The following is a 22,491-nucleotide window of genomic DNA, read 5'->3' as shown; positions in this document are numbered from 1 at the left end:
AAACGCCCGGTTACATTCCGAACCCGGAAGCTAAGCCTTTCAGCGCCGATGGTACTGCAGGGGGGACCCTGTGGGAGAGTAGGACGCCGCCGAACAATTTTTAGCCTCAACCCCCGGACCTTGTCCGGGGGTTGAGGCATTTTTGCGTTCAGGAGAGGTCGGTCGACCCCTGTGCATGCGGGTGTCGTGGCTGAAGGTAAGGTCAGGGGGCATCATTGGCACGTTCCCACAGGAGGCCCCCGGGTGGAGGTCCAGGAGACTCGCGTTCAGACGGACCGGGTCCTCACCATCCCCAACATCCTGAGCATGGCTCGGCTGGTGGGTGTGCCGCTCTTCCTGTGGCTGATTCTCCGCCCTGTGTTCGGCGGTCCCAACAGCGATGGCTGGGCTCTGCTCGTCCTGATGCTCAGTGGCGTCAGCGACTATCTCGACGGGTACCTCGCGCGGCGCTGGAACCAGATCAGCAGCCTCGGCCGGCTGCTCGACCCGGCCGCCGACCGGCTCTACATCGTCTCCACCCTCATCGGGCTGACCTGGCGCGAGATCCTGCCGCTCTGGCTGACCGCCGCGCTTTTCGCCCGCGAGCTGATGCTGCTGGTCATGGTGGGAATCCTCCGCCGGCACGGGTATCCGCCGCCGCAGGTGAACTTCCTGGGTAAAGCTGCGACTTTCAACTTGATGTACGCGTTCCCCTTGCTGCTGCTCAGTGACGGAACGGGCTGGCTTTCGTCACTCGCCGAAGTTTTCGGGTGGGCCTTCGCCGGATGGGGTACAACTCTGTATTGGTGGGCAGGGATCCTCTACGTGGTCCAGGTCCGTCGACTCGTGAAGGCGGATACCGCGGCCGATTGAGCCCGTCAGTCCTGTGCCGTGCAGCGTCGCCGGCATGAAGGAGGACGTCCGAGGCCCACTGAGCGGACAGGTGCAGTCGGCAGGACCGTCGTCTCTTCAAGGAGGACGCTTCCGACATGAAGGCCGTCGTGATGGCCGGTGGCGAAGGAACCCGACTTCGCCCCATGACCTCGAGCATGCCCAAGCCTCTCCTGCCGGTGGCAAACCGGCCGATCATGGAGCATGTCCTGCGACTGCTCAAGAGGCACGGTCTCACCGAGACCGTCGTGACCGTGCAGTTTCTCGCCTCACTGGTCAGGAACTACTTCGGTGACGGCGAAGAGCTCGGAATGGAGCTCACGTATGCCAACGAGGAGAAACCGCTCGGCACCGCGGGGAGTGTGAAGAACGCCGAGGAGGCGCTGAAGGACGACGCCTTCGTCGTCATCTCGGGGGACGCGCTCACCGACTTCGACCTGACCGATCTGATCGCCTTCCACAAGGAGAAGGGCGCCCTGGTCACCGTCTGTCTGACCCGTGTGCCGAATCCGCTGGAATTCGGCATCACGATCGTGGACGAGGAAGGGAAGGTCGAGCGGTTCCTGGAGAAACCGACCTGGGGACAGGTCTTCTCGGACACCGTCAACACGGGCATCTACGTCATGGAGCCCGAAGTCTTCGACTACGTCCAGGCCGATGTCTCGGTGGACTGGTCGGGTGATGTCTTCCCTCAGCTGATGAAGGAGGGCAAGCCCATCTACGGCTATATCGCCGAGGGCTACTGGGAGGACGTCGGTACCCACGAGAGCTACGTCAAGGCACAGGCCGACGTGCTCGAAGGCAAGGTCCAGGTCGACATCGACGGCTTCGAGATCTCGCCCGGAGTGTGGGTCGCCGAAGGCGCCGAGGTGCACCCCGAGGCCGTGCTGCGCGGGCCGCTGTACATCGGTGACTACGCGAAGGTCGAGGCCGGCGCGGAAATCCGTGAGCACACCGTCATCGGGTCGAACGTCGTCGTCAAGAGTGGTGCGTTCCTGCACAAGGCCGTCATCCACGACAACGTCTACATCGGGCAGCAGAGCAATCTCCGCGGCTGTGTCATCGGGAAGAACACCGACGTCATGCGGGCGGCCCGGATCGAGGACGGGGCGGTCATCGGGGACGAGTGCCTGGTCGGTGAGGAATCGATTGTTCAGGGCAACGTCCGGGTCTATCCGTTCAAGACCATCGAGGCCGGCGCCTTCGTCAACACCTCCGTCATCTGGGAGTCGCGCGGTCAGGCCCATCTCTTCGGGGCGCGCGGGGTCTCCGGGATCCTCAATGTGGAGATCACGCCCGAGCTGGCGGTCAGGCTCGCGGGTGCGTACGCCACGACGCTGAAGAAGGGCGCGACGGTCACCACCGCGCGTGACCACTCCAGGGGCGCCCGTGCGCTGAAACGGGCAGTGATCTCGGCGCTGCAGGCCAGTGCCATCGACGTACGCGACCTGGAGAACGTACCCCTGCCGGTCGCGCGGCAGCAGACGGCCCGAGGAAGCGCGGGCGGGATCATGCTGCGGACCTCGCCCGGTGTGCCGGACTCCGTGGACATCATGTTCTTCGACGAGCGGGGAGCGGACCTCTCGCAGGCCGGGCAGCGCAAGCTGGACCGGGTCTTCGCACGTCAGGAGTACCGGCGGGCGTTCCCCGGAGAGATCGGCGATCTCTCCTTCCCGGCGAGCGTCTTCGACTCGTACACGGGCTCGCTGCTCCGGAACGTCGATACGTCCGGGATCGCCGAGGCAGGTCTCAAGGTCGTCGTTGACGCGTCCAACGGCAGTGCCGGGCTCGTTCTGCCGAGCCTTCTCGGCCGGCTCCAGGTGGACTCGCTGGTCATCAACCCGGGACTCGACGAGTCGCGGCCGACGGAGTCGGCGGAGACCCGGCGGGCCGGGCTCGTACGGCTCGGGGAGATCGTCGCCTCGGCGCGGGCCGCGTTCGGGGTGCGGTTCGACCCGGTGGGCGAGCGGCTGTCGCTCGTCGACGAGCGGGGCCGGATCATCGAGGACGATCGCTCGCTCCTGGTGATGCTCGACCTGGTGGCCGCCGAGCGGCGCTCGGGGCGGGTGGCGCTGCCCGTGACGACCACGCGGATCGCCGAGCAGGTCGCCGCTTACCACGGCACGCAGGTGGAGTGGACGACGACCTCGCCCGACGATCTGACCAGGGTCGGGCGTGAGGAGTCGACGATCTTCGGTGGCGACGGTCGCGGTGGATTCATCATTCCCGAGTTCAGCAGCGTCTTCGACGGTGCCGCCGCGTTCGTCCGGCTCATCGGTCTGGTCGCGCGGACGCAGCTCACCCTGAGCCAGATCGACGCCCGAATTCCGCGGGCGCATGTCCTGAAGCGGGATGTCGCGACGCCGTGGGCCGTGAAGGGGCTCGTGATGCGGCGGGTGGTGGAGGCGGCCGGTGAGCGGTCCGTGGACACCACCGACGGTGTGCGGGTCGTGGAGGCCGACGGGCGGTGGGTGATGGTGCTGCCCGACCCGGCCGAGGCCGTCACTCATCTGTGGGCCGAGGGGCCCGACGATGCCTCCGCCCAGGCGCTGCTCGACGAGTGGTCGAACGTGGTCGACAGCGCAGGTCACTGAAGCACAGGGACGGGTGAGCCGGGTGGTGTCCGTCGGACGCCGCCCGGCTCGTCGGTGGGGCCATTCGGCGGTAGCAGTCCCGACGTGCGACGATGTGCGGCATGTCGCAGCAGCCCCCCGTTCGGAGCACCGGAACTCCACCGCCGCGTCCGGACGCGTCCATGTCGCTGCTGAACAACGTGATGGACCACGCGCTCGACGACGGCTACGCCGAGGCTTCGGCCCGGCGCGCCGCCGAGGGCGGCGGACTTCCCCGTAGTCTCCGGGCGAAGCTGGGCCTCGCGGCGGGGCTCGTGCTTGCCGCCGCCGTGGTGACCGTGGGCGCGGCCGAGGCGCGGATCTCCGCCCCGGTCGTCGCCAAGGAGCGGCAGGAGCTCATCGACCGGATCGAGGCGGAGACCTCGGCGGCCGAGAAGCTGGAGCAGGACGTCGAGAAGATCCGCGCCGAGGTGGGCGAGCGGCAGCGCAAGGCGCTCGAACAGCACGGCGGTGACCAGGCCGAGCTGGTGGCCCTGCTCTCGGGCGCGACCCCGGTGCACGGTCCCGGCGTGAAGCTCGTGGTCGACGACGCCAAGGACACCGAGAGCGATGGCGGGGGTCCCCGCGAGAACAGCGGGTTCACCGACACCGGCCGGGTCCAGGACCGCGACATGCAGCGGGTCGTCAACGGCCTCTGGGAGTCGGGGGCCGAGGCCGTCTCGATCAACGGGCAGCGGCTGACATCGCTGTCCGCGATCCGGGCGGCGGGCGACGCCATACTGGTCGACAACAAGCCGCTGGTACCGCCGTACACCGTACTCGCGGTGGGGGACGGGCAGCGGCTGAGCACCGCGTTCCAGGACAGCGCCGACGGGCAGTATCTGCACGCGCTGCAGGAGAACTTCGGGATCCGCACCAGTATCTCGGCCGAGGCGGAGGTACGTCTGCCGGCCGCTCCGAGCCTGATCGTACGTACAGCAGAGCCGAGGGGAGCCGGGGCGGCCAAGGCCACCGGGCAGGCCACGGCCGACACAGGGAAGGGCACATCTTGATCGCCGTACTGGGCCTGATCGTGGGAGTCGTGGTCGGACTGTTGGTCCGTCCCGAGGTTCCGGCGGTGGTCGAGCCCTATCTTCCGATCGCTGTGGTCGCCGCCCTCGACGCGGTCTTCGGCGGGCTGCGGGCCATGCTCGACGGGATCTTCGTCGACAAGGTCTTCGTGGTCTCCTTCCTGTCGAACGTGGTGGTGGCGGCGCTGATCGTCTTCCTCGGCGACAAGCTGGGCGTGGGCGCGCAGCTGTCGACGGGTGTGGTCGTCGTGCTCGGCATCCGGATCTTCTCCAACGCGGCCGCCATCCGGCGGCATGTCTTCCGGGCGTGACACCGATGAGCAACGACGTGAATCCGGGAACCCCCGAGAACCCCGACGAGGACCGGCCGAAGCCGACGGAGCCGTCCGCTCCCGCCGCCGCCGAGCCCGAGACGCAGTCGAGCGCCCCGCAGCCGGCCGCGCCGGAGCAGAGCGGGCGGCAGCGGCTGGCAGCCGGGCTGTGGCCGCCGCGGGTGAGCCGGGCTCAACTCATCGTCGCCCTGCTGCTGTTCGTCCTCGGTCTGGGTCTGGCCATCCAGGTCCGTTCCACCAGTGACAACAGTGCGCTGCGCGGTGCGCGCCAGGAGGACCTGGTCCGCATCCTCGACGAGCTCGACGACCGCTCGCAGCGGCTCGAGGACGAGAAGGCGCGGCTCGAGACCCAGCGCTCGGAGCTGGAGTCCAGCTCGGACCAGGCCGAGGAGGCGCGCAAGCAGACCCAGGAGAAGGAGCAGCAGCTCGGGATCCTGGCCGGAACCGTCGCCGCGGAGGGCCCGGGCATCACGCTCACCATTCGCGGTGCGGCCGAGGCGGTCGAGTCGGACAAGCTGCTCGACGCGACCCAGGAGCTGCGTGCCGCCGGTGCCGAGGCGATCCAGATCAACGATGTGCGGGTCGTCGCTGACAGCTACTTCACAGGAAGTGGCGCCGACATAGAGATCGATGGAACGAAGGTGACCGCTCCGTACGTCTTCAAGGTCATCGGCAAGCCCGAGGATCTCGAGCCCGCGCTCAACATCCCCGGTGGAGTCGTGCAGACGCTGGAGAAGGAGCAGGCCACCGCGACCGTGGCCCGGTCCCAGAAGATCGTCGTGGATGCCTTGCGACCTGCGAATCGGCCTGACTACGCTCAGTCGTCCTCGCAGTGAGGCGGGGGTACATGGCAGCCGCGCGACATGGGGATGGCGTTGCGGGGGGTCGCCGCACCACAAGGGTGGTGCGTGGTGGAAACTGTCGGGTGGATACGGACGTTGTGAGGATGTCCGGGTCGGCAGGTGTGTTCATTCAGGGTTCGTCCTGCCCCACGGGCGGGTCTGTTTCGGTCAAGGGGAATCGCCCGTGAGTTTTTTTGCGAAGTTGTTCGGCAAGAGCGGACGCGAGGACGGCGGCAACGCCAAGCACCGCGCGCCGCGCCACGCCCAGAGCGAGGAGGAGCAGGGCGGCGAGCGCCCGCTCTTCCGTGACGAGGTCGGTGGCGAGGGCGCGTCGTCTGTTGACCCTGCCGGTGCCGGGCGCATAGGTTCGGGAGAACCATCAACCTCAAGTACGGGTGGAGGGTTCACGCCCGACCCGTACGCGACCCAGACCTCCGCGGGTCAGCCGCGGCGGGAGGACGCGTCCATGCCGGTGTGTACGAGGTGCGGTCACCGCAATGCCGCGGACAGCCGTTTCTGCTCCCACTGCGGCACGCCGCTGCGGGGCGGGGCGAACGTGGAGCGCCCGTCCGAGACGACGTCGACGATCTCGATCTCCGGCCTCGAGGCGTACGACGCCGAGGTCACCGGTCAGACGCAGCTGCCGAGCCTGTCGCCCGAGGCGCTGGCCGCCGTCGAGGCGCTGCCGGCCGGATCGGCGCTCCTGGTGGTGCGCCGGGGACCGAACTCGGGCAGCCGCTTCCTGCTGGACAGCGAGCTGACCACGGCCGGCCGTCACCCGCAGAGCGACATCTTCCTCGACGACGTCACCGTGTCGCGGCGCCACGTGGAGTTCCGGCGGGCGCAGGACGGCAGCTTCACCGTGGCCGACGTCGGCAGCCTCAACGGTACGTACGTGAACCGTGAGCCGATCGACTCGCTGGTTCTGTCCGCGGGCGACGAGGTGCAGATCGGCAAGTACCGGCTGGTCTTCTACTCGAGCCAGCGAGGCGTGTGACGCCACGGGAACTCTTCAGGGAAGGTCCATGTTGCGAACTCCGACGGGCGGTGCCGGTCACGGCGCCGCCACCGCGGGCGACTGGCTGGTCAGCATCGGGACGGTGCTGAACCAGCTGCGCGACGAGTTTCCCGAAGTGACCATCTCCAAGATCCGGTTCCTGGAGGCCGAGGGGCTCGTCGAGCCCCGGCGGACGGCCTCCGGGTACCGGAAGTTCAGCCCGCAGGACGTGGAGCGGCTCGCCCAGATCCTGCGGATGCAGCGCGATCACTATCTTCCGCTGAAGGTCATCCGGGAGCATCTCGACGCCCTCGCCCGGGGCGAGCAGGTCAGGCTCCCTTCCCCCAGCCCCCAGCGGGACCTGCTGGACGGCGCGTGGGACGCCGACGGTGACCGTCCGACGGCCGCGCGGGTGGGGCGGGCCGAGCTGCTCGCGGCCGCCGAGGTCACCGAGGAGGAGCTCGTGGAGTGGGAGTCGTACGGACTCCTCGTTCCGGGGCCCGAGGGCGGCTACGACGCCGAGGCGGTGAACGTCGCCAGGCTTGTCGCGGATCTGGGGAGATTCGGGCTGGAACCTCGACACCTTCGGGCGGTCAAAGCGGCCGCCGATCGGGAGGCGGGGCTCGTCGAACAGATGGTCGCGCCGCTGCGCCGGCACCGTAATCCGCAGACCAGAGCCCATGCGGAGGCCACCGCGAAGGAGCTCGCCGGGCTCTCCGTACGGCTGCACGCGGCACTGGTCCAGACCGCGCTGGGGCTCCGGTTGCCGTGATCTTGTGGGGGCCCGACTACCCAAACCGGTCGGGCACGTCCTAGGGTTGCTGTGTGAACGAGCTCGACGTTGTGGGTGTCCGGGTGGAAATGCCCTCGAACCAACCGATCGTGCTCCTGCGTGAAGTGGGAGGCGATCGGTACCTCCCCATCTGGATCGGACCGGGGGAGGCGACCGCGATCGCCTTCGCCCAGCAGGGCATGGCCCCTGCCAGGCCGCTGACGCACGACCTTTTCAAGGATGTCCTTGAGGCGGTGGGCCAGGAGCTCACCGAGGTCCGCATCACCGATCTCCGTGAAGGTGTCTTCTACGCGGAGCTGGTCTTCGCCAGCGGCGTCGAGGTGAGCGCCAGGCCGTCCGACGCGATAGCGCTGGCCCTGCGCACCGGGACGCCGATCTTCGGCAGTGACGGCGTGCTGGACGACGCCGGTATCGCGATTCCGGACGAGCAGGAGGACGAGGTGGAGAAGTTCCGCGAGTTCCTCGACCAGATCTCCCCCGAGGACTTCGGGTCCAGCAGTCAGTAGAGGTGTGGCCGACGCTGGTGTGGGCCCGCGGGCCGGCGGGCCTGGGTTGGCCGGCGGGCTTGGTTTCGGCCGGCGGGCTTGGTTTTGGCCGGTGTGTGCGGGGCGCCTTCAGCGCATTCGGACACCCTTTCCCCGGAGAGGGGCACGGGAAACCACTCTCAGGGTGATTATCACTCGGCGTGCCGAGTGTGGCGATCGTTGACGCACCCCTAGTGACTGCCTACCTTCGTGTGGGCAGGTCAAGGACGGAGGGTCGGCGTGATGAGCAGCGGCGACGGTACGGCAGGGGGCTCCCTCGGGCGCGCGCCCGAGGAAAGCGGTCCGTATCCGCTTCACGGCAGTCCCGCGGTGGGCGCTTCGGACGGTGCGGACACGGTGGGGTATCGGGGGCCGACAGCGTGTGCGGCGGCGGGGATCACGTACCGCCAGTTGGACTATTGGGCCCGCACCGGGCTCGTCGAGCCGAGCGTGCGGCCCGCGTACGGGTCCGGGACGCAGCGGCTCTACAGCTTCCGTGACGTCGTGGTCCTCAAGATCGTCAAGCGTTTCCTCGACACCGGGGTCGCGCTCCAGAACATCCGGGCGGCGGTCCAGCATCTGCGGGCCCGCGGCTTCCGCGATCTGGAGCGGATGACGCTGATGAGCGACGGGGCGACGGTGTACGAGTGCTCGTCGCCGGACGAGGTCGTGGATCTGCTCCAGGGCGGTCAGGGCGTCTTCGGGATCGCCGTGGGCGTGGTCTGGCGGGATGTCGAGGCGGCGCTGTCGCAGCTGCACGGGGAGCGGATCGACACCGGCGAGACCCTCGTCGGGCACAACCCGGGTGACGAGCTCGCTCGACGGCGGCGCGACCGGGCGGTTTGAGCGCGAAGTCTGAGCGCGAGGGTCTGAGCGCGAGGGGCGGAGCGTATAGGTCTGAGCGGCTGGGTTTTCTTGGCCGGGCTTGTCTGGCGCGTCCGTACTGGAGTGCGGTCGATTGTCAGTGGCGTGGGGCAGCATCGGAGTGTGAGAACCGCTCCGACGATTCTGCATCTCGACATGGATGCCTTCTTCGCCGCCGCCGAGCAGGCGGCGAAGCCGAGTCTGCGCGGAAAGCCGGTGGTCGTCGGCGGTCTCGGCCCGCGGGGGGTCGTGGCCACGGCGTCGTACGAGGCACGGCGGTTCGGCGTCCACTCGGCGATGCCGATGGCGCAGGCGCGGAGGCTCGCGCCGAACGCCGCCTATCTCGTGCCGCGGTTCAGCTTCTACCGGTCGATCAGCGAGCAGGTCATGGAGCTGCTCGGGCGGCTTTCGCCGCTCGTGGAGCCGCTGAGCCTGGACGAGGCCTTCGTGGACCTGGAAGCCGGGGGTGTGGCCGATGACAGCCGGACGGCGCGGGAGGCCGGTGAGCGGCTGCGTAGGGACATTCTCGCCACTGCGGGGCTGACGGGGTCGGTGGGGCTCGCGGGGTCGAAGATGCTCGCCAAGATCGCCTCCGAGGAGGCCAAGCCGGACGGCCTGGTGCTCATAGAGCCCGGGACCGAGCGGGAACTGCTCGGGCCCAAGTCGGTGCGGATCCTGCCGGGCGTGGGGCCGGCCACGGGGGAGCACCTGCGGCGGGCCGGGATGACGACGGTGTCGGACCTCGCGGAGGCGGGTGAGGATGAGCTCGTACGGCTGCTTGGGCGGGCGCACGGGGCCTCGCTGTACCGCATGGCCCAGGGGTACGACGATCGGCCCGTGGTGGCCGAGCGGGACGCGAAGTCGGTGTCGGTCGAGGACACCTTCGACGTGGACCTGCACGACCGGGTGCGGATCCGGACCGAGGTGGAGCGGCTGGCCGAGCGGTGCGTGGGGCGGCTGCGGGCCTCGGGGCACTCGGGGCGGACGATCGTGTTGAAGGTGCGGCGCTTCGACTTCTCGACGCTCACGCGCTCGGAGACCTTGCGGGGGCCCACGGACGACCCGCTGGTGGTGCGGGAGGCGGCGGGGCGGTTGCTGGAGGGGGTGGACACCACGGGTGGGGTGCGGTTGTTGGGGGTGGGGGTGAGCGGGCTTGCGGACTACACGCAGGAGGACTTGTTCGCTCAGGCGGCGGAGGGGGCGCGGGGCGCCGGTGGTGGTGCGGTGGAGGAGGTGCCTGTGGCTGAGGGTGTTCCTGGGGCGGAGGAGCCGGCCGCCGCCGGTGCGGGTGCGGGTGCCGGTGCCGCCGAGCGGAGGTGGGCGCCCGGGCACGACGTACGGCATGCCGTGTACGGGGCCGGGTGGGTGCAGGGGAGCGGGGTGGGGCGGGTCACCGTGCGCTTCGAGGAGCCGGGGTCTTCGCCGGGTCGGGTGCGGACGTTTCTCGTCGACGACCCGGAGCTGGAGGCGGGGGAGCCGCTGCCTCTGGTGGGGGGCGGGGAGGGGACGGCGGCGGTCGCCTAGCGGGGGTGCGCCCGGCCTCCGGCCGGGCTTGTGATTCCCACCCGCACCACCCGTGCGGGTGAGGGGGCAGAGGTGCGGCTTTTCCCGTGCGTGGCTGCGCCGCGTCGGCGGACTCGGGTGGTCGGTGGCTGGCTTGCAGTCCCTGCCGGCACCGGCAGTGCGGGTAGGGGCTGGTGGCAGAGGTGTGGGCCTGCTTGCGGGGGGCTGCGCGCCGTCGGCGGCCGTGGGGCCGTGGTCTGTCAGCGGTGCGGCGACCGTGCACGTGGGAGGGCAGGGGTGTGCGGCTGCCCGTGGGGTTGCGCGCCGTCGTCGGGGCTGGGGCGGTGTAGGGCTATGTGTCGTCTTGGCCTGCCAGGCGGCCGAAGTCGTGGTCTGGGGGTGGTGGGGGTGGGAGGGCCAGGCTGTAGTGGCGGTAGAGCTGGAGTTCTTGTTCCGGTGAGAGGTGGCGGCCCACGCCGAAGTCCGGGGCGTCCTTGATCAGGGCGCGTTCGTACGGGATGTGGAGGCCGTCCTCGACCAGTTCGCTGGGCTCCAGGGGGACGAACGCGTCGCGGCCGAACAGGCCCGTGCGGACCGCGGCCCACTCGGGGACGCCCGTCGCGTCGTCCAGGTACACCTCGTCCACGGTGCCGATCTTGTGCCCGCTGCGGTCGAACGCCTTGCGGCCGATCAGGCTGCGCGGATCGATGTCGGTCTGCACGGTCCCTCCAATTGGTCGCAACTCCTCTGCGAAGGCCTACAAAGAATACGAAAGTGCACATCTGGGATGTCGGCCACTTGAGCGATGGAAGGCGGAACCGCGCTGGTAGGCTGGCTGTGGCTGTCGACCCCGTGCGGGAGAGTCCTCCGGAGAAACCTTTCGGAGGCGCCGAAGGAGCAAATCCTCCCCGGAATCTCTCAGGCACCCGGTACCGCATGGACGAGGTCACTCTGGAAAGCAGAGCGGAGGTCCGACGGCGTCCGCTCTCACCGACGGTGAAAGCCGGCGAGCCCTTTGGCGCGCCGGTGAAGCTCTCAGGTTGAGATGACAGAGGGGGAGGCCGTCCGGGCACCCGCGCCGTGGTGTCCCTCGCAGGTCGTGACGACCAGGAGGCCTCCGTACATGACCGCCCACCGCATTTCGCTTTCCGAACTCGAACAGGGCATCCCGTTCGAGCAGCGGCACATCGGACCCGACGCCGAAGCGCGGGCCAAGATGCTCGCGCAGGTCGGCTACGGCTCCCTCGACGAGCTGACGGCCGCCGCCGTGCCGGACGTGATCAAGAACGCCGAGGCCCTCGGCCTCCCCGCCGCCCGCACCGAGGCCGAGGTCCTCGCCGAGCTGCGTGAGCTCGCCGACCGCAATCAGGTTCTCGCGCCGATGATCGGGCTCGGGTACTACGGGACCTTCACTCCGCCCGTTGTCTTGCGGAACGTCATGGAGAACCCTGCCTGGTACACGGCGTACACGCCGTACCAGCCCGAGATCTCGCAGGGGCGCCTCGAGGCGCTGCTCAACTTCCAGACCATGGTCGCCGACCTCACCGGTCTCCCGACCTCCGGCGCCTCCCTCCTCGACGAGGGCACCGCCGCCGCCGAGGCCATGGCGCTCTCCCGCCGTGTCGGCAAGGTCAAGAACGGGGTCTTCCTCGTCGACGCCGACGCGCTGCCGCAGACCATCGCCGTCATCGAGACCCGCGCGGAGCCGACCGGTGTCGAGGTCGTCGTCGCCGACCTCTCGGCGGGTATTCCGGCCGAGGTCGCCGAGCGTGGTGTCTTCGGCGTGCTCGTGCAGTACCCCGGTGCCTCCGGTGCCGTGCGTGACATCAAGCCGCTCATCGATGCCGCCCACGAGCTTGGGGCGATCGTCACCGTTGCCGCTGATCTGCTCGCGCTGACCTTGCTCACCTCGCCCGGTGCCCTTGGGGCCGACATCGCCGTCGGCACCACCCAGCGGTTCGGTGTACCCATGGGCTTCGGTGGGCCGCACGCCGGTTACATGGCCGTCCAGGACAAGCACGCGCGCTCGCTGCCCGGCCGCCTGGTCGGCGTCTCCGTCGACGCCGACGGCAACCGCGCCTACCGCCTGGCCCTGCAGACCCGCGAGCAGCACATCCGCCGCGAGAAGGCCACCAGCAACATCTGTACCGCTCAGGTGCTGCTCGCCGTCATGGCCGGTATGTATGCCGTCTACCACGGGCCGGAGGGCCTGAAGGGGATCGCGCAGCGGACCCATCGGTACGCCTCCGTTCTTGCCGCCGGTCTTACCGCCGGTGGCGTCGAGGTCGTCCACGCCGACTTCTTCGACACCGTCACCGTCCGCGTGCCCGGCAAGGCCGCCGCGGCCGTCGCCGCCGCCCGCGAGGCCGGCGTGAACCTCTACCTCGTCGACGCCGACCACGTGTCCGCCTCCTGCGACGAGACGACCGGGCGCGCGCAGATCGCCGCCGTCTGGGCCGCCTTCGGCGTCGACGCCGACATCGAGGCCCTGGACGTCACCACCGAGGACGCGCTGCCCGCCGGGCTGCTGCGCTCCGACGCGTACCTCACCCACCCGGTCTTCCACGCGCACCGCTCCGAGACGTCGATGCTGCGCTACCTGCGCAGGCTCGCCGACCGCGACTACGCGCTCGACCGCGGCATGATCCCGCTCGGCTCCTGCACCATGAAGCTGAACGCGACCACCGAGATGGAGCCGGTGACCTGGCCCGAGTTCGGCCAGATGCACCCCATCGCCCCGATCGAGCAGGCGCAGGGCTACGTCACGCTCATCACCGAGCTTGAGGAGCGTCTCGCCGAGGTCACCGGCTACGACAAGGTGTCGATCCAGCCCAACGCCGGTTCGCAGGGCGAGCTGGCCGGTCTGCTGGCCGTCCGCGCCTACCACCGCGCCAACGGCGACGAGCAGCGCACCGTCTGCCTGATCCCGTCGTCCGCGCACGGCACCAACGCCGCCTCCGCCGTGATGGCCGGCATGAAGGTCGTCGTCGTCAAGACCGCCGACGACGGCGAGGTCGACGTCGCGGACCTGCGCGCCAAGATCGAGCAGTACCGCGACGAGCTGTCCGTGCTGATGATCACCTACCCGTCCACGCACGGTGTGTTCGAGGAGCACGTCGCCGACATCTGCGCCGAGGTCCACGAGGCCGGCGGCCAGGTCTACGTCGACGGCGCCAACCTCAACGCGCTGGTCGGGCTCGCCAAGCCGGGCAAGTTCGGCGGCGATGTCTCGCATCTGAATCTGCACAAGACCTTCTGCATTCCGCACGGTGGCGGCGGTCCGGGCGTCGGGCCGGTCGGTGTGCGCGCGCACCTCGCCCCGTACCTGCCGAACCACCCGCTGCAGCCGACGGCCGGTCCGGAGACGGGCGTCGGCCCGATCTCGGCCGCCCCGTGGGGCTCCGCCGGCATCCTGCCGATCTCGTGGTCGTACGTCCGCCTGATGGGCGGCGAGGGCCTCAAGCGCGCCACGCAGGTGGCCGTCCTCGCGGCGAACTACATCGCCAAGCGCCTGGAGCCGCACTACCCGGTGCTCTACACCGGTCCGGCCGGGCTCGTCGCCCACGAGTGCATCGTCGACATGCGCCCGCTGTCCAAGGCGACCGGCGTCAGCGTCGACGACATCGCCAAGCGCCTGATCGACTACGGCTTCCACGCGCCGACGATGTCGTTCCCGGTGGCCGGCACGCTGATGATCGAGCCGACCGAGTCCGAGGACCTCGCCGAGATCGACCGCTTCTGCGACACGATGATCGCGATCCGCGGCGAGATCGAGAAGGTCGCGTCGGGCGAGTGGCCGGCCGGGGACAACCCGCTGGCCAACGCCCCGCACACGGCCGCAGCCCTCGGCGGCGAGTGGAACCACTCGTACACCCGTGACGAGGCGGTCTTCCCGGCCGGTGTCTCGCCCGCGGACAAGTACTGGCCGCCGGTCCGCCGCATCGACGGCGCGTTCGGCGACCGCAACCTCGTCTGCTCCTGCCCGCCGCTGGACGAGTACGACCACTAGGCGGCGACGAGCGCTTGTGCGGGCATGGACGCATGAGTCAGGGCCGGTTCGGAGAACTCTCTCCGGGCCGGCCCTTGCGTGTTCCCTCGTACGGTGTCGTGCCTGACGTTGTCCCGACGCGCCGTCCGATGTCAGGCGGCGGTCGTCACCCGGCCCGTCGTGAGCGGGCGGTGCGGGGCGATGATCTGGCCGTCCGGCAGCAGTTCACCGGTGTCCTCGAAGAGCAGGACCCCGTTGCACAGCAGGCTCCAGCCCTGCTCCGGGTGGTGCGCCGTCATACGGGCCGCCTCCCGGTCGGCGGATTCGGCGGTGGGACAGGCAGGCTGGTGCTGGCACATGGATGGGTTCTTTCGCTGCGTCGTGGTGAGTGAGTGTGTCGTCCTGCGGCTCGGTTCGGTGCTCATGGCCGCCCCCCGTTGTCGGTTCGGTTGGTCCAGTGTTCCCCCACGGACGACGATCCGCAGGTATTTCGCGGCAGCTCTTCCTACTGCATGAAGACGTATCACCCGCGCGGGCGGTTCAGCTCAACTGGGCCATCTCTTCGGGTGGTTCGGGGTAGTCCTGCTGGGCTAGCCCGTAAGGGGAGGGGGTGTTCGAGGCGGTCGTTCGGCAATGGCCCGTCCTCCCCAGGGGTGAGCGCCCGGGCAGCAGGGCGCCCCGCGGCCGGCCGGGCCGCGGGGCGTGACGCGCTTCTCGAGGCCCGTTCAGGCCGGCGCCGGGGTGCCGAACAGCGGCGGGGGAGCCAGCCGCATGGTGAGTACGGGCAGCAGGTCGGCGACCAGGTGCGGCTGGTTCGCCGCGATTCCGGGCGGTGCCGGGGCGAGCGGGATCAGCAGGTCGGCCGGGTCGGGCGAGGAGGACGCCCCGTCGGACTCCGTGTCGCCGTGCAGCCAGAGCGTCAGCATGTACAACTCCGGTACGGACAGCAGCCTCGGCTGGTACGTCGTGGGCAGCGCCTCGGCCTGGAGCAGGGCGCGTTCGGTGGCGGTGACGTAAGGGCCCTCGAAGAAGTGGGAGAAGGACCAGCCGTCGGGGGTGAGCATGGTGTCGGCGGCGGCGATCGCCCGGTCGGTGCCCCGGATCAGGAAGCGCCAGCCGGCCAGCCGCGTGCGCGGCGCCCGTCCGGTCGCGGTGACCTGGTCCCGTACCTCGACGACCTGGTCCCGCACGTCGAGGACGTGGACGGGCAGGGGCAGCTCGGGGCTCAGTGGCCCCTGGGCCGCCCGCAGGGCGGGAGTTCGCGCCTCGCGGACGGCGGTGGGGGAACCGAGGGCCGCGAGGACACTGCGCAGGGCCGGCGCGGGGGCCGGGGAGGGTCGGAGCATGATGGGTCGCCTCTCGCTCAGGAGACACGGTGACGCGTGGGCAGGTACGACGGCGCTGTGGGCTGCCGGGCCGAAGGGGCCATGAAGCCATGGCCGGGTGCCAACACTCTGCCTCGTTCGCGGAGTTTATACGAGACGTGTTCACACGATGTTTCCGCTAGCGGTCGCCGATATTGCGCGCAAGGCCTCATCAGGCCTCGCTCCGGAGGCGATTCATCGTATTTATACCGGGCGTCGGTCGTCTGCCTGCGAGGACTTCACCGGAGCGGTAGGCCGGATATCGACCCCATGCTTTCGATGAATATGGCCGCGGAATATGTCCATTGCCGGATGCCCGTGGGGCGTGCCGGGCGATTGCGCGTTCCAGCCTATCGTTCAACGAGGGTGGTCCGCAGGCGTTATGGATCAATCGCGTGGGCATCATCGTTCCGTGACGCGGCGGCCGTCGCCGTGGCCGCCCGATCGGAGGGGAAGCTTCCATGGGGGAGAAGGTCGTGGCGGACGGGTTCGACCTGTCCGATCGGCAGCGATACCGCAGGAAGCTCCAGCAGTGTCTGGCGGGTCTTGCGAGGCTCCTGGCGGAGAAGAGGTTCGACCGGCCGAGGAATCTGATGGGCCTGGAGATCGAACTCAATCTCGCGGGCTCCGACGGCATGCCCAGGATGGTGAATGGGGCCGTCCTCGAGCGCATCGCGAGCTCGGATTTCCAGACGGAACTGGGAATGTTCAACCTTGAGGTGAACATCGCCCCGCACCGGCTCGGCGGGCGCGTTTTCGACCGGCTCGCCGAGGAACTCAGGACCGGTCTGGGATATGCCGATCGCAAGGCCCGCGAACTCGACGCGGGTGTCGTCATGATCGGAATTCTGCCGACCCTCGCCCAGGGCGATCTCGTCTCCGAGAACCTCTCGGCCGTCGACCGCTACACCCTTCTCAACGACCAGATCGTCGCCGCACGCGGAGAGGACTTCACCCTCGACATCCACGGCGTCGAGCAGCTGACCTGCACGGCCACCTCGATCGTGCCCGAGGCGGCCTGTACGTCGGTGCAGTTGCACCTCCAGGTCACGCCCGGCCGGTTCGCCGCGGTGTGGAACGCGGCGCAGGCCGTGGCGGCGGTCCAGATCGCCGTCGGCGCCAACTCCCCGTTCCTGTTCGGCCGCGAGCTGTGGCGCGAGTCCAGGCCGCCGCTCTTCACCCAGGCCACCGACACCCGGCCGCCGGAGCTCCAGGCCCAAGGGGTGCGGCCCCGGACCTGGTTCGGGGAGCGGTGGGTGGACTCCGCGTACGACCTCTTCGAGGAGAACCTGCGGTACTTCCCCGCCCTGCTGCCGATCTGCGACGACGAGGACCCGCTCCGCGTCCTGGACCAGGGCGGTGTGCCCCGGCTGCAGGAGCTGGTCCTGCACAACGGGACCGTGTACCGCTGGAACCGGCCCGTGTACGGCTGGGTCGACGGCGTCCCGCATCTGCGCGTGGAGAACCGGGTGCTGCCTGCCGGACCGACCGTCACCGACGTCGTCGCCAACGCGGCCTTCTACTACGGCCTGGTGCGGGCGCTCGCCGAGGACACCCGGCCGGTCTGGAAGCGGCTGCCCTTCGAGGACGCCGCCGCGAACTTCGACACCGCGTGCCGCCACGGCATCGACGCGGAGCTGCGCTGGCCGCGCCCCGGGCGCTCGGGCGGAGTGGCCGCCGTACCGGCCGTACGGCTCGTCCTCGACGAACTCCTGCCGCTGGCGGCCGCCGGGCTCGACGCCTGGCACGTCGAGCCGGCCGACCGAGACTTCTACCTCGGGGTCATCGAGGAGCGGTGCCGGGCGCGGGTCAACGGGGCGTCCTGGCAGGTCGACACCTTCCACCGGGCGCTCGCGTCCGGCCTGGACCGCGACGCGGCCCTCGCGGCCACGACCCGCCGGTACGCCGAGCTGATGCGGGGCGGCGAGCCGGTGCACCGCTGGCCGGTGGGGATCGGGTAGTCGGGGGCGGGGGAGGAGGACGGGGAGTACCGCCGTCGGAATGGCGCTCGGCAGGGGGCGTCACGCATGATCTCCGTACCCGGAACGCGATGGGGAAGTGGAGACAGGTGTGGTGTCGGATCAACGTGTGGTGCCTGATGCCCTGCCGCCCGGCGGCCTTCCGCGCGGGATCCTGCGGTCCGAGACCCTGATCGTCCTGGCGCTCTCGCTCGGCGCGAGCGCGGCGTCGTCCCTCATCAGCTTCATCGGTTCGCTGACCAAGCCCGGCGGGCTGAAGGAGCAGGCGGCGACGCTCAACGGCTCGTACGCGCCCGGGCGGCCGTGGCTCGATCTGGCCTGGCAGCTCTTCGGCATCGCCACGGCCCTCGTTCCGGTCGTGCTCGTCGCGCATCTGCTGCTGCGCGAGGGCACGGGGATGCGGGCGATCGGCTTCGACCGGACCCGGCCCTGGCCCGACCTCGGCAGGGGCGCGCTGGTCGCGGCCGGGATCGGGAGCGTGGGGCTCGCGTTCTACCTCGCGGCGCGGGGCGCCGGGTTCAACCTGACCGTGGTGCCCGAGTCGCTGCCGGACGTGTGGTGGAAGTACCCGGTGCTCATCCTGTCGGCGGTGCAGAACTCCGTCGTGGAGGAGGTCATCGTCGTCGGGTATCTGCTGCGCCGGCTCGGGCAGTTGGGGTGGACACCGATGGCCGCGCTGGTGGCGAGTTCGGTGCTGCGCGGCTCGTACCACCTCTACCAGGGCATCGGCGGCTTCATCGGGAACGTCGTGATGGGGGTCGTCTTCGTCTACCTCTACCGCCGCTGGGGGCGCGTGGGCCCGCTGGTGGTGGCGCACGCGCTGCTCGACATCGTGGCCTTCGTCGGATACGGGCTGTTGGCGGGGCGGGTGGACTGGTTGCCCACGGTGTAGGGCGACGGTGTGGGGGCGGGTGAAGGGGCGTACGGCTGGTGCCGTACGCCCCTTTCTGGTCCCTGAGGGCCGTCAGGCGTGCAGGTCGCCTTCGATGACCGTGACCGCGTCGCCGGTCAGCAGCGTGCGGTCGCCGCGCAGCCGGGTGCCGACGACGCCGGTACGGGCGCCGCCCTGGAACCCGGTGAGGTCGTCGCGGCCGAGGCGGGCGGCCCAGAGCGGGGCGAGCGCGGTGTGGGCGCTGCCGGTGACCGGGTCCTCGTCGATGCCGAGGCGCGGGAAGAAGGCGCGGGAGACGAAGTCGTAGCCCCGCTCGGGCTGTTCGGCGACGGCGGTGACGACGACACCGCGCTCGGCGAGGCGGGCCAGGGCCGCGAGGTCGGGCGCGAGGGAGCGTACGGCTGCCTCGTCGCGCAGCTCGACGACGAGGTCGCCGATGTGGGCGGCGGTGTCGTGGACCGCGACGACCTCGGCGCCGAGGGCCTTCTCCAGACCGGCGGGGGTCTCGACGGGGGTCAGGGACGAGGTCGGGAAGTCCATGGTGATGGAGCCGTCCGGCGCCGCCGTCGCGCTGAGGATGCCGCAGCGAGCGGCGAACCGTACGGTCCCGGTCGCGGCTCCCGTGGTGTGCAGGACGTGGGCGGTGGCGAGGGTGGCGTGGCCGCACATGTCGACCTCGGCGACCGGCGTGAACCAGCGCAGCGCCCAGTCGGCCTCGCCGCCCGGGGGGAGGGGGTGGGCGAAGGCCGTCTCGGAGAGGTTGACCTCGGCGGCGACCTTCTGGAGCCAGTGGTCGTCGGGGAAGGAGTCGAGAAGGAGGACCCCTGCCGGGTTGCCGGAGAAGGGGCGGTCGGTGAAGGCGTCGACGATTCGGATCCGCATGGACCGGACCGTACCGCTAGGGGAAAGCGGCAGGCCAAGGCCAATTCCGGGGGACTGGACCGATCCGGGGACGGGGTGGGGCGCCGACAGTCCCGGGTGTCCGGGTGTCCGGGTGTCTGGGTGTCCGGGTGTCAGGCCTCCACGCCCGGACCGGGTGGGGCGCCGACGGTCCGGGTGTCCGGGTGTCAGGTGTCCACGGCGGTCTTGTCCGCCTCCCGGGCGGTGTGTTCCAGGCGGTCGCGGTACTCCTTCCACCACGCCGTGTCGCCCGGGGGAATGCTGGTGTTGCCCTCGTTCATACCCACGGCGCCGTCCATGAATTCCCGGAGGATGTCGGCGTGCCCGGCATGCCGGTGCGTGTCGGCGATGACGCGTACGACGGCGTGGTGCAGCGTCACCTCGTCCCTGCCCTCGGGCCACCAAGGCACGGTGCCGACCGTGTCCAGGGCCAGCGAGTCGATCGTCGCGTCCGCGTGAGCCCAGGCCCGGCGGTAGAGCCCCACGATCTGCTCGCGGGACTCCTCGGCGGTCGCCCACATGTCCGCGCCGTCCTCGAGCCAGGGCAGCGGTTCGTGGGACGGCCGGCCGAAGGTGTCCCCGAGGTAGCCCAGCTCCACGCTCGCCGCGTGTTTCACCATGCCCAGGAGGTTGGTGCCGGTCGGTGTCATCGGGCGGCGGACGTCGTACTCGGAGAGCCCGTCGAGCTTCCACAGAAGGGCGTCGCGGGCGGACTGGAGGTAGAAGCGCAGGTCGGCCTTGGGGTCCGTAGCGGTCATGGGGCTCAGTCTGGCGCTGGTGCGCGCCGCGGCCCGGGGATTCTTCAAGCCTGGTTGGCAAACGAAGTATTCCGATATATCGTTGAGGCATCGCGACTGTTCAACGATGTAAACCCGATGGAAGGAGCGTTGCGATGCGTTCACATGGACACGAACACGGACATGGAGACTGTGGACCCGGCCCTCGTGGCTGGGGCGGCTTCCGCGGTGGTGACGACGAGCGGCGGCGTGCCGCCTTCGGCCCGTTCGGGCCGGGGTTCGGCGGCGGGCCGTTCCGGGGCGGGCCGTTCCCCGGTGGGCGCGGTCATGGAGGCGGCCGGGGGCGGGCGCGGCGCGGAGACGTGCGCGCTTCGATCCTCGCGCTGCTGAAGGACCGGCCGATGCACGGCTACGAGATGATCCAGGAGATCGGCGAGCGCAGCGGCGGGGCGTGGAAGCCCAGCCCCGGCTCGGTCTACCCGACCCTGCAGCTCCTCGAGGACGAGGGCCTGATCACCAGCGAGAGCGAGGGCGGCAAGAAGCTGTTCACGCTCACCGAGACCGGCCGGACCGAGGCCGAGTCGGGGCCCGAGGCCCCCTGGGAGGAGGCCGGGCGCGGTGTCGACTGGGACGCCGTCAACGAGATCCGGCAGGCGGGCTTCGGTCTGATGGAGGCGTTCGGGCAGGTCTGGAAGACCGGCAGCGCCGAGCAGCGGCAGAAGGCCGTCGAGGTCATCAACGAAGCCCGTAAGAAGCTGTATCTGATCCTGGCCGACGAGGACTGACCTTCGGGGGCCGGGAAGAGACGGAGGACCCGCGCGGCGATCGCCGCGCGGGCCCTCCGTATGTGTGCGGGGCTCAGGCCCTCCGTGTGTGTGGGGCTCAGGCCACCAGGCCGGTCAGTTTGCGCAGGGACTCGTTGAGGGCCGCCGTCGCCGAGTCCTTCAGCTTGCCCGCCATCAGCGACACGGCGGCGCCCGTGAACTCGCCGTCGATCCGGACTGTCGTGGCGTCCCCGTCCGCCGCCAGGGAGTAGCGGGTCGCCACGATGACGCCCATCGGGCCCTTGCCGCGGATGGCCAGGACGCGCGTGGTCTCCAGCTCCTCCACCGTCCAGGTCACCTCGGCGGGGAAGCCCATCAGCTTCATGTTCTCCGCGAAGGTGGCGCCCGTCTCCAGGGAAGCCGGGCCGCCGTTGGGGAAGTTGGTGTGGGTGGCGTTCCACTCGCCGTACGAGGAGAAGTCCGTCAGCTGCGCCCAGACCTTCTCGGCCGGCGCATCGATCCGTGTCTCGGCGCTGACTTCGGCCATACGACCACCCCTTCGCGGGTTCCGTCCGACTCTGGTGTCGCGGAACGTAGCCGGGTGGCCGTGAACATTCAATACTGATGAACCGTCAGTTCTTCGACATCGCCGAATCGCCGATCCACCAGATCTGCGCCGCGTCGAACCAGTCGGAGGCGCGCGGACCGCCGCTCTCGTCGTGGCAGTGGAACGCGGCCCAGAAGAGATCGGCCGGCAGCGCATCCCGCGGCGCGTACACGCGGTAGACGTACTGCCGCCCGTCGAGCGCGAGCAGGGCGACCATCCAGAACATATCCAGGGGACGAAACGGGAGGGCCTTGTGGTTGCATTCGGGGCGCAAAGCAAGGCGGCGCGCGCCCCTCGGGCGTGATCGGGCGCAATCTCCTCCGTAAGGAGGAGGATCCGGTCGCCTGTGCCCAACTGTGGTGGGATGCGCACATGCTTCTCGCCGGGGATGCTCCGGCGGCCGTCGGCTGATGAGGTGGGAGCGTGCATAGTCCTGTCCCCCGCGTACCGCAGCAGCCCGCGTCCCACCGCCCCGATCTCCCCGCGTCCCGCCGCCCGGAGATCCAGCTCGGCCGACTCACCGCCGAACTCGCGACGGTCGTGGCGAGCGCGCGCCGCCGGGCCCTGCGGGACGGTGACCGGCAGATCGACACCGCCCATCTGCTGCACTCCCTGATCGAGTCCGACCCCGAGGTCGGCGCGGCCTTCGACGGTGGCCCGCCGCAGCTCGCGCGGGTGCTCGGCTATCTCGTCCAGCGATCGATCGGTTACGGCCTGCGGTGGCGGGGGTCCGTCGAGGACTCCGGAGCCCTGGACGTCGTACGGGACGCGACGGCAGCGGCGGCGGCCGCGGCCGCCCCCCCCCGCGGGTCGCCCCCCGCCCCCGCCCCGCTTGTCGGCGGCGGGGTGCGGGCCCCGCCCCGCGGGGACCCGCCGGCGCGGGGGCGTGTTC

General features: G+C 70.1%; 22 protein-coding genes, 1 rRNA gene and 1 riboswitch. Of the genes, 16 read left to right on the top strand and 7 right to left on the bottom strand.

The features are described 5' to 3' along the window. The 11 genes from rrf to ACFWRO_RS18210 all read left to right on the top strand — a co-directional run. Nucleotides 1-95: ribosomal RNA gene (rrf, locus tag ACFWRO_RS18260) — 5S ribosomal RNA — on the top strand; the annotation flags it as partial. 148 nt (nt 96-243) lie between these two features. Continuing rightward, entirely contained in the window at nt 244-852 is a 609-nt protein-coding gene (locus tag ACFWRO_RS18255) for a CDP-alcohol phosphatidyltransferase family protein (protein WP_384511251.1), read from the top strand. A 116-nt stretch (nt 853-968) separates the two neighbouring features. Next, nucleotides 969-3,464, top strand: coding sequence for a sugar phosphate nucleotidyltransferase (locus tag ACFWRO_RS18250; RefSeq protein ID WP_384511249.1), 2,496 nt, complete (start codon nt 969-971; stop codon nt 3,462-3,464). A 101-nt stretch (nt 3,465-3,565) separates the two neighbouring features. Beyond that, a complete protein-coding gene (locus ACFWRO_RS18245) occupies nt 3,566-4,495 on the top strand; it encodes a DUF881 domain-containing protein (protein ID WP_384511246.1) in 930 nt (309 codons plus the stop codon). Further along, nucleotides 4,492-4,824 (top strand): small basic family protein, encoded by a 333-nt coding sequence (locus tag ACFWRO_RS18240; protein ID WP_015032176.1) that lies wholly within the window; start codon nt 4,492-4,494, stop codon nt 4,822-4,824. The genes ACFWRO_RS18245 and ACFWRO_RS18240 overlap by 4 nt, the downstream gene beginning before the upstream one ends. A gap of 5 nt (nt 4,825-4,829) precedes the next feature. Next, a complete protein-coding gene (locus tag ACFWRO_RS18235; RefSeq protein ID WP_384511243.1) occupies nt 4,830-5,681 on the top strand; it encodes a DUF881 domain-containing protein in 852 nt (283 codons plus the stop codon). An 82-nt stretch (nt 5,682-5,763) separates the two neighbouring features. Next, nucleotides 5,764-6,684: an FHA domain-containing protein gene (locus ACFWRO_RS18230; RefSeq protein WP_384511269.1), complete on the top strand. Its 921-nt coding sequence runs from the start codon at nt 5,764-5,766 to the stop codon at nt 6,682-6,684. A 28-nt stretch (nt 6,685-6,712) separates the two neighbouring features. Further along, on the top strand, nt 6,713-7,456 hold the full coding sequence (locus ACFWRO_RS18225; protein ID WP_384511241.1) for a MerR family transcriptional regulator: 744 nt from the start codon (nt 6,713-6,715) through the stop codon (nt 7,454-7,456). Nucleotides 7,457-7,509: 53 nt separating this feature from the next. Then, nucleotides 7,510-7,983, top strand: coding sequence for a bifunctional nuclease family protein (locus ACFWRO_RS18220; protein WP_158985224.1), 474 nt, complete (start codon nt 7,510-7,512; stop codon nt 7,981-7,983). Between the two features lie 261 nt (nt 7,984-8,244). After that, complete coding sequence (locus ACFWRO_RS18215) at nt 8,245-8,847, top strand: MerR family transcriptional regulator (RefSeq protein WP_384511239.1); 603 nt, start codon at nt 8,245-8,247, stop codon at nt 8,845-8,847. Between the two features lie 141 nt (nt 8,848-8,988). Then, entirely contained in the window at nt 8,989-10,389 is a 1,401-nt protein-coding gene (locus ACFWRO_RS18210) for a DNA polymerase IV (RefSeq protein ID WP_384511237.1), read from the top strand. Between the two features lie 331 nt (nt 10,390-10,720). Here the strand turns inward: ACFWRO_RS18210 and ACFWRO_RS18205 are convergent, their stop codons facing one another. Next, complete coding sequence (locus ACFWRO_RS18205) at nt 10,721-11,089, bottom strand: PRC-barrel domain-containing protein (RefSeq protein ID WP_384511234.1); 369 nt, start codon at nt 11,087-11,089, stop codon at nt 10,721-10,723. 124 nt (nt 11,090-11,213) lie between these two features. Further along, nucleotides 11,214-11,313, top strand: a riboswitch (glycine riboswitch). A gap of 178 nt (nt 11,314-11,491) precedes the next feature. Between ACFWRO_RS18205 and gcvP the strand changes: the two genes are divergently transcribed. Continuing rightward, nucleotides 11,492-14,377 carry an aminomethyl-transferring glycine dehydrogenase gene (gcvP, locus tag ACFWRO_RS18200; RefSeq protein ID WP_384511232.1) on the top strand — a complete coding sequence of 962 codons (2,886 nt, stop codon included), beginning with the start codon at nt 11,492-11,494 and terminating at the stop codon, nt 14,375-14,377. 131 nt (nt 14,378-14,508) lie between these two features. Here gcvP and ACFWRO_RS18195 read toward each other — a convergent pair whose 3' ends face one another. Next, a complete protein-coding gene (locus ACFWRO_RS18195; RefSeq protein ID WP_361969845.1) occupies nt 14,509-14,715 on the bottom strand; it encodes a DUF5999 family protein in 207 nt (68 codons plus the stop codon). Between the two features lie 366 nt (nt 14,716-15,081). Further along, a complete protein-coding gene (locus ACFWRO_RS18190; RefSeq protein ID WP_384511229.1) occupies nt 15,082-15,702 on the bottom strand; it encodes a hypothetical protein in 621 nt (206 codons plus the stop codon). Nucleotides 15,703-16,181: 479 nt separating this feature from the next. On the opposite strand from ACFWRO_RS18190, the gene ACFWRO_RS18185 reads away from it, so the two are divergent. Beyond that, entirely contained in the window at nt 16,182-17,681 is a 1,500-nt protein-coding gene (locus ACFWRO_RS18185; protein ID WP_384511227.1) for a glutamate-cysteine ligase family protein, read from the top strand. 130 nt (nt 17,682-17,811) lie between these two features. Continuing rightward, a complete protein-coding gene (locus ACFWRO_RS18180) occupies nt 17,812-18,591 on the top strand; it encodes a CPBP family intramembrane glutamic endopeptidase (RefSeq protein WP_384511224.1) in 780 nt (259 codons plus the stop codon). A gap of 72 nt (nt 18,592-18,663) precedes the next feature. Here the strand turns inward: ACFWRO_RS18180 and ACFWRO_RS18175 are convergent, their stop codons facing one another. After that, nucleotides 18,664-19,473, bottom strand: coding sequence for a PhzF family phenazine biosynthesis protein (locus ACFWRO_RS18175; protein ID WP_384511221.1), 810 nt, complete (start codon nt 19,471-19,473; stop codon nt 18,664-18,666). A 185-nt stretch (nt 19,474-19,658) separates the two neighbouring features. Continuing rightward, on the bottom strand, nt 19,659-20,249 hold the full coding sequence (locus ACFWRO_RS18170) for a DinB family protein (protein ID WP_384511219.1): 591 nt from the start codon (nt 20,247-20,249) through the stop codon (nt 19,659-19,661). Nucleotides 20,250-20,383: 134 nt separating this feature from the next. Here ACFWRO_RS18170 and ACFWRO_RS18165 point away from each other — a divergent pair, with 134 nt between their 5' ends. After that, nucleotides 20,384-21,013: a PadR family transcriptional regulator gene (locus ACFWRO_RS18165; RefSeq protein ID WP_362009580.1), complete on the top strand. Its 630-nt coding sequence runs from the start codon at nt 20,384-20,386 to the stop codon at nt 21,011-21,013. 97 nt (nt 21,014-21,110) lie between these two features. Here the strand turns inward: ACFWRO_RS18165 and ACFWRO_RS18160 are convergent, their stop codons facing one another. Together ACFWRO_RS18160 and ACFWRO_RS18155 are read right to left on the bottom strand one after the other, a co-directional pair. Next, nucleotides 21,111-21,539, bottom strand: coding sequence for an SRPBCC family protein (locus tag ACFWRO_RS18160; RefSeq protein WP_384511216.1), 429 nt, complete (start codon nt 21,537-21,539; stop codon nt 21,111-21,113). 85 nt (nt 21,540-21,624) lie between these two features. Then, entirely contained in the window at nt 21,625-21,825 is a 201-nt protein-coding gene (locus ACFWRO_RS18155; protein WP_384511213.1) for a hypothetical protein, read from the bottom strand. Between the two features lie 197 nt (nt 21,826-22,022). Between ACFWRO_RS18155 and ACFWRO_RS18150 the strand changes: the two genes are divergently transcribed. Beyond that, nucleotides 22,023-22,491, top strand: a 469-nt coding sequence (locus ACFWRO_RS18150) for a peptidase (RefSeq protein ID WP_384511210.1), incomplete at its 3' end; no start/stop codon positions are given.

It is taken from the genome of Streptomyces sp. NPDC058579 (assembly GCF_042718575.1).
Taxonomy (GTDB): Bacteria; Actinomycetota; Actinomycetes; order Streptomycetales; family Streptomycetaceae; genus Streptomyces.
This window is presented reverse-complemented; position numbering and strand designations above follow the sequence as displayed.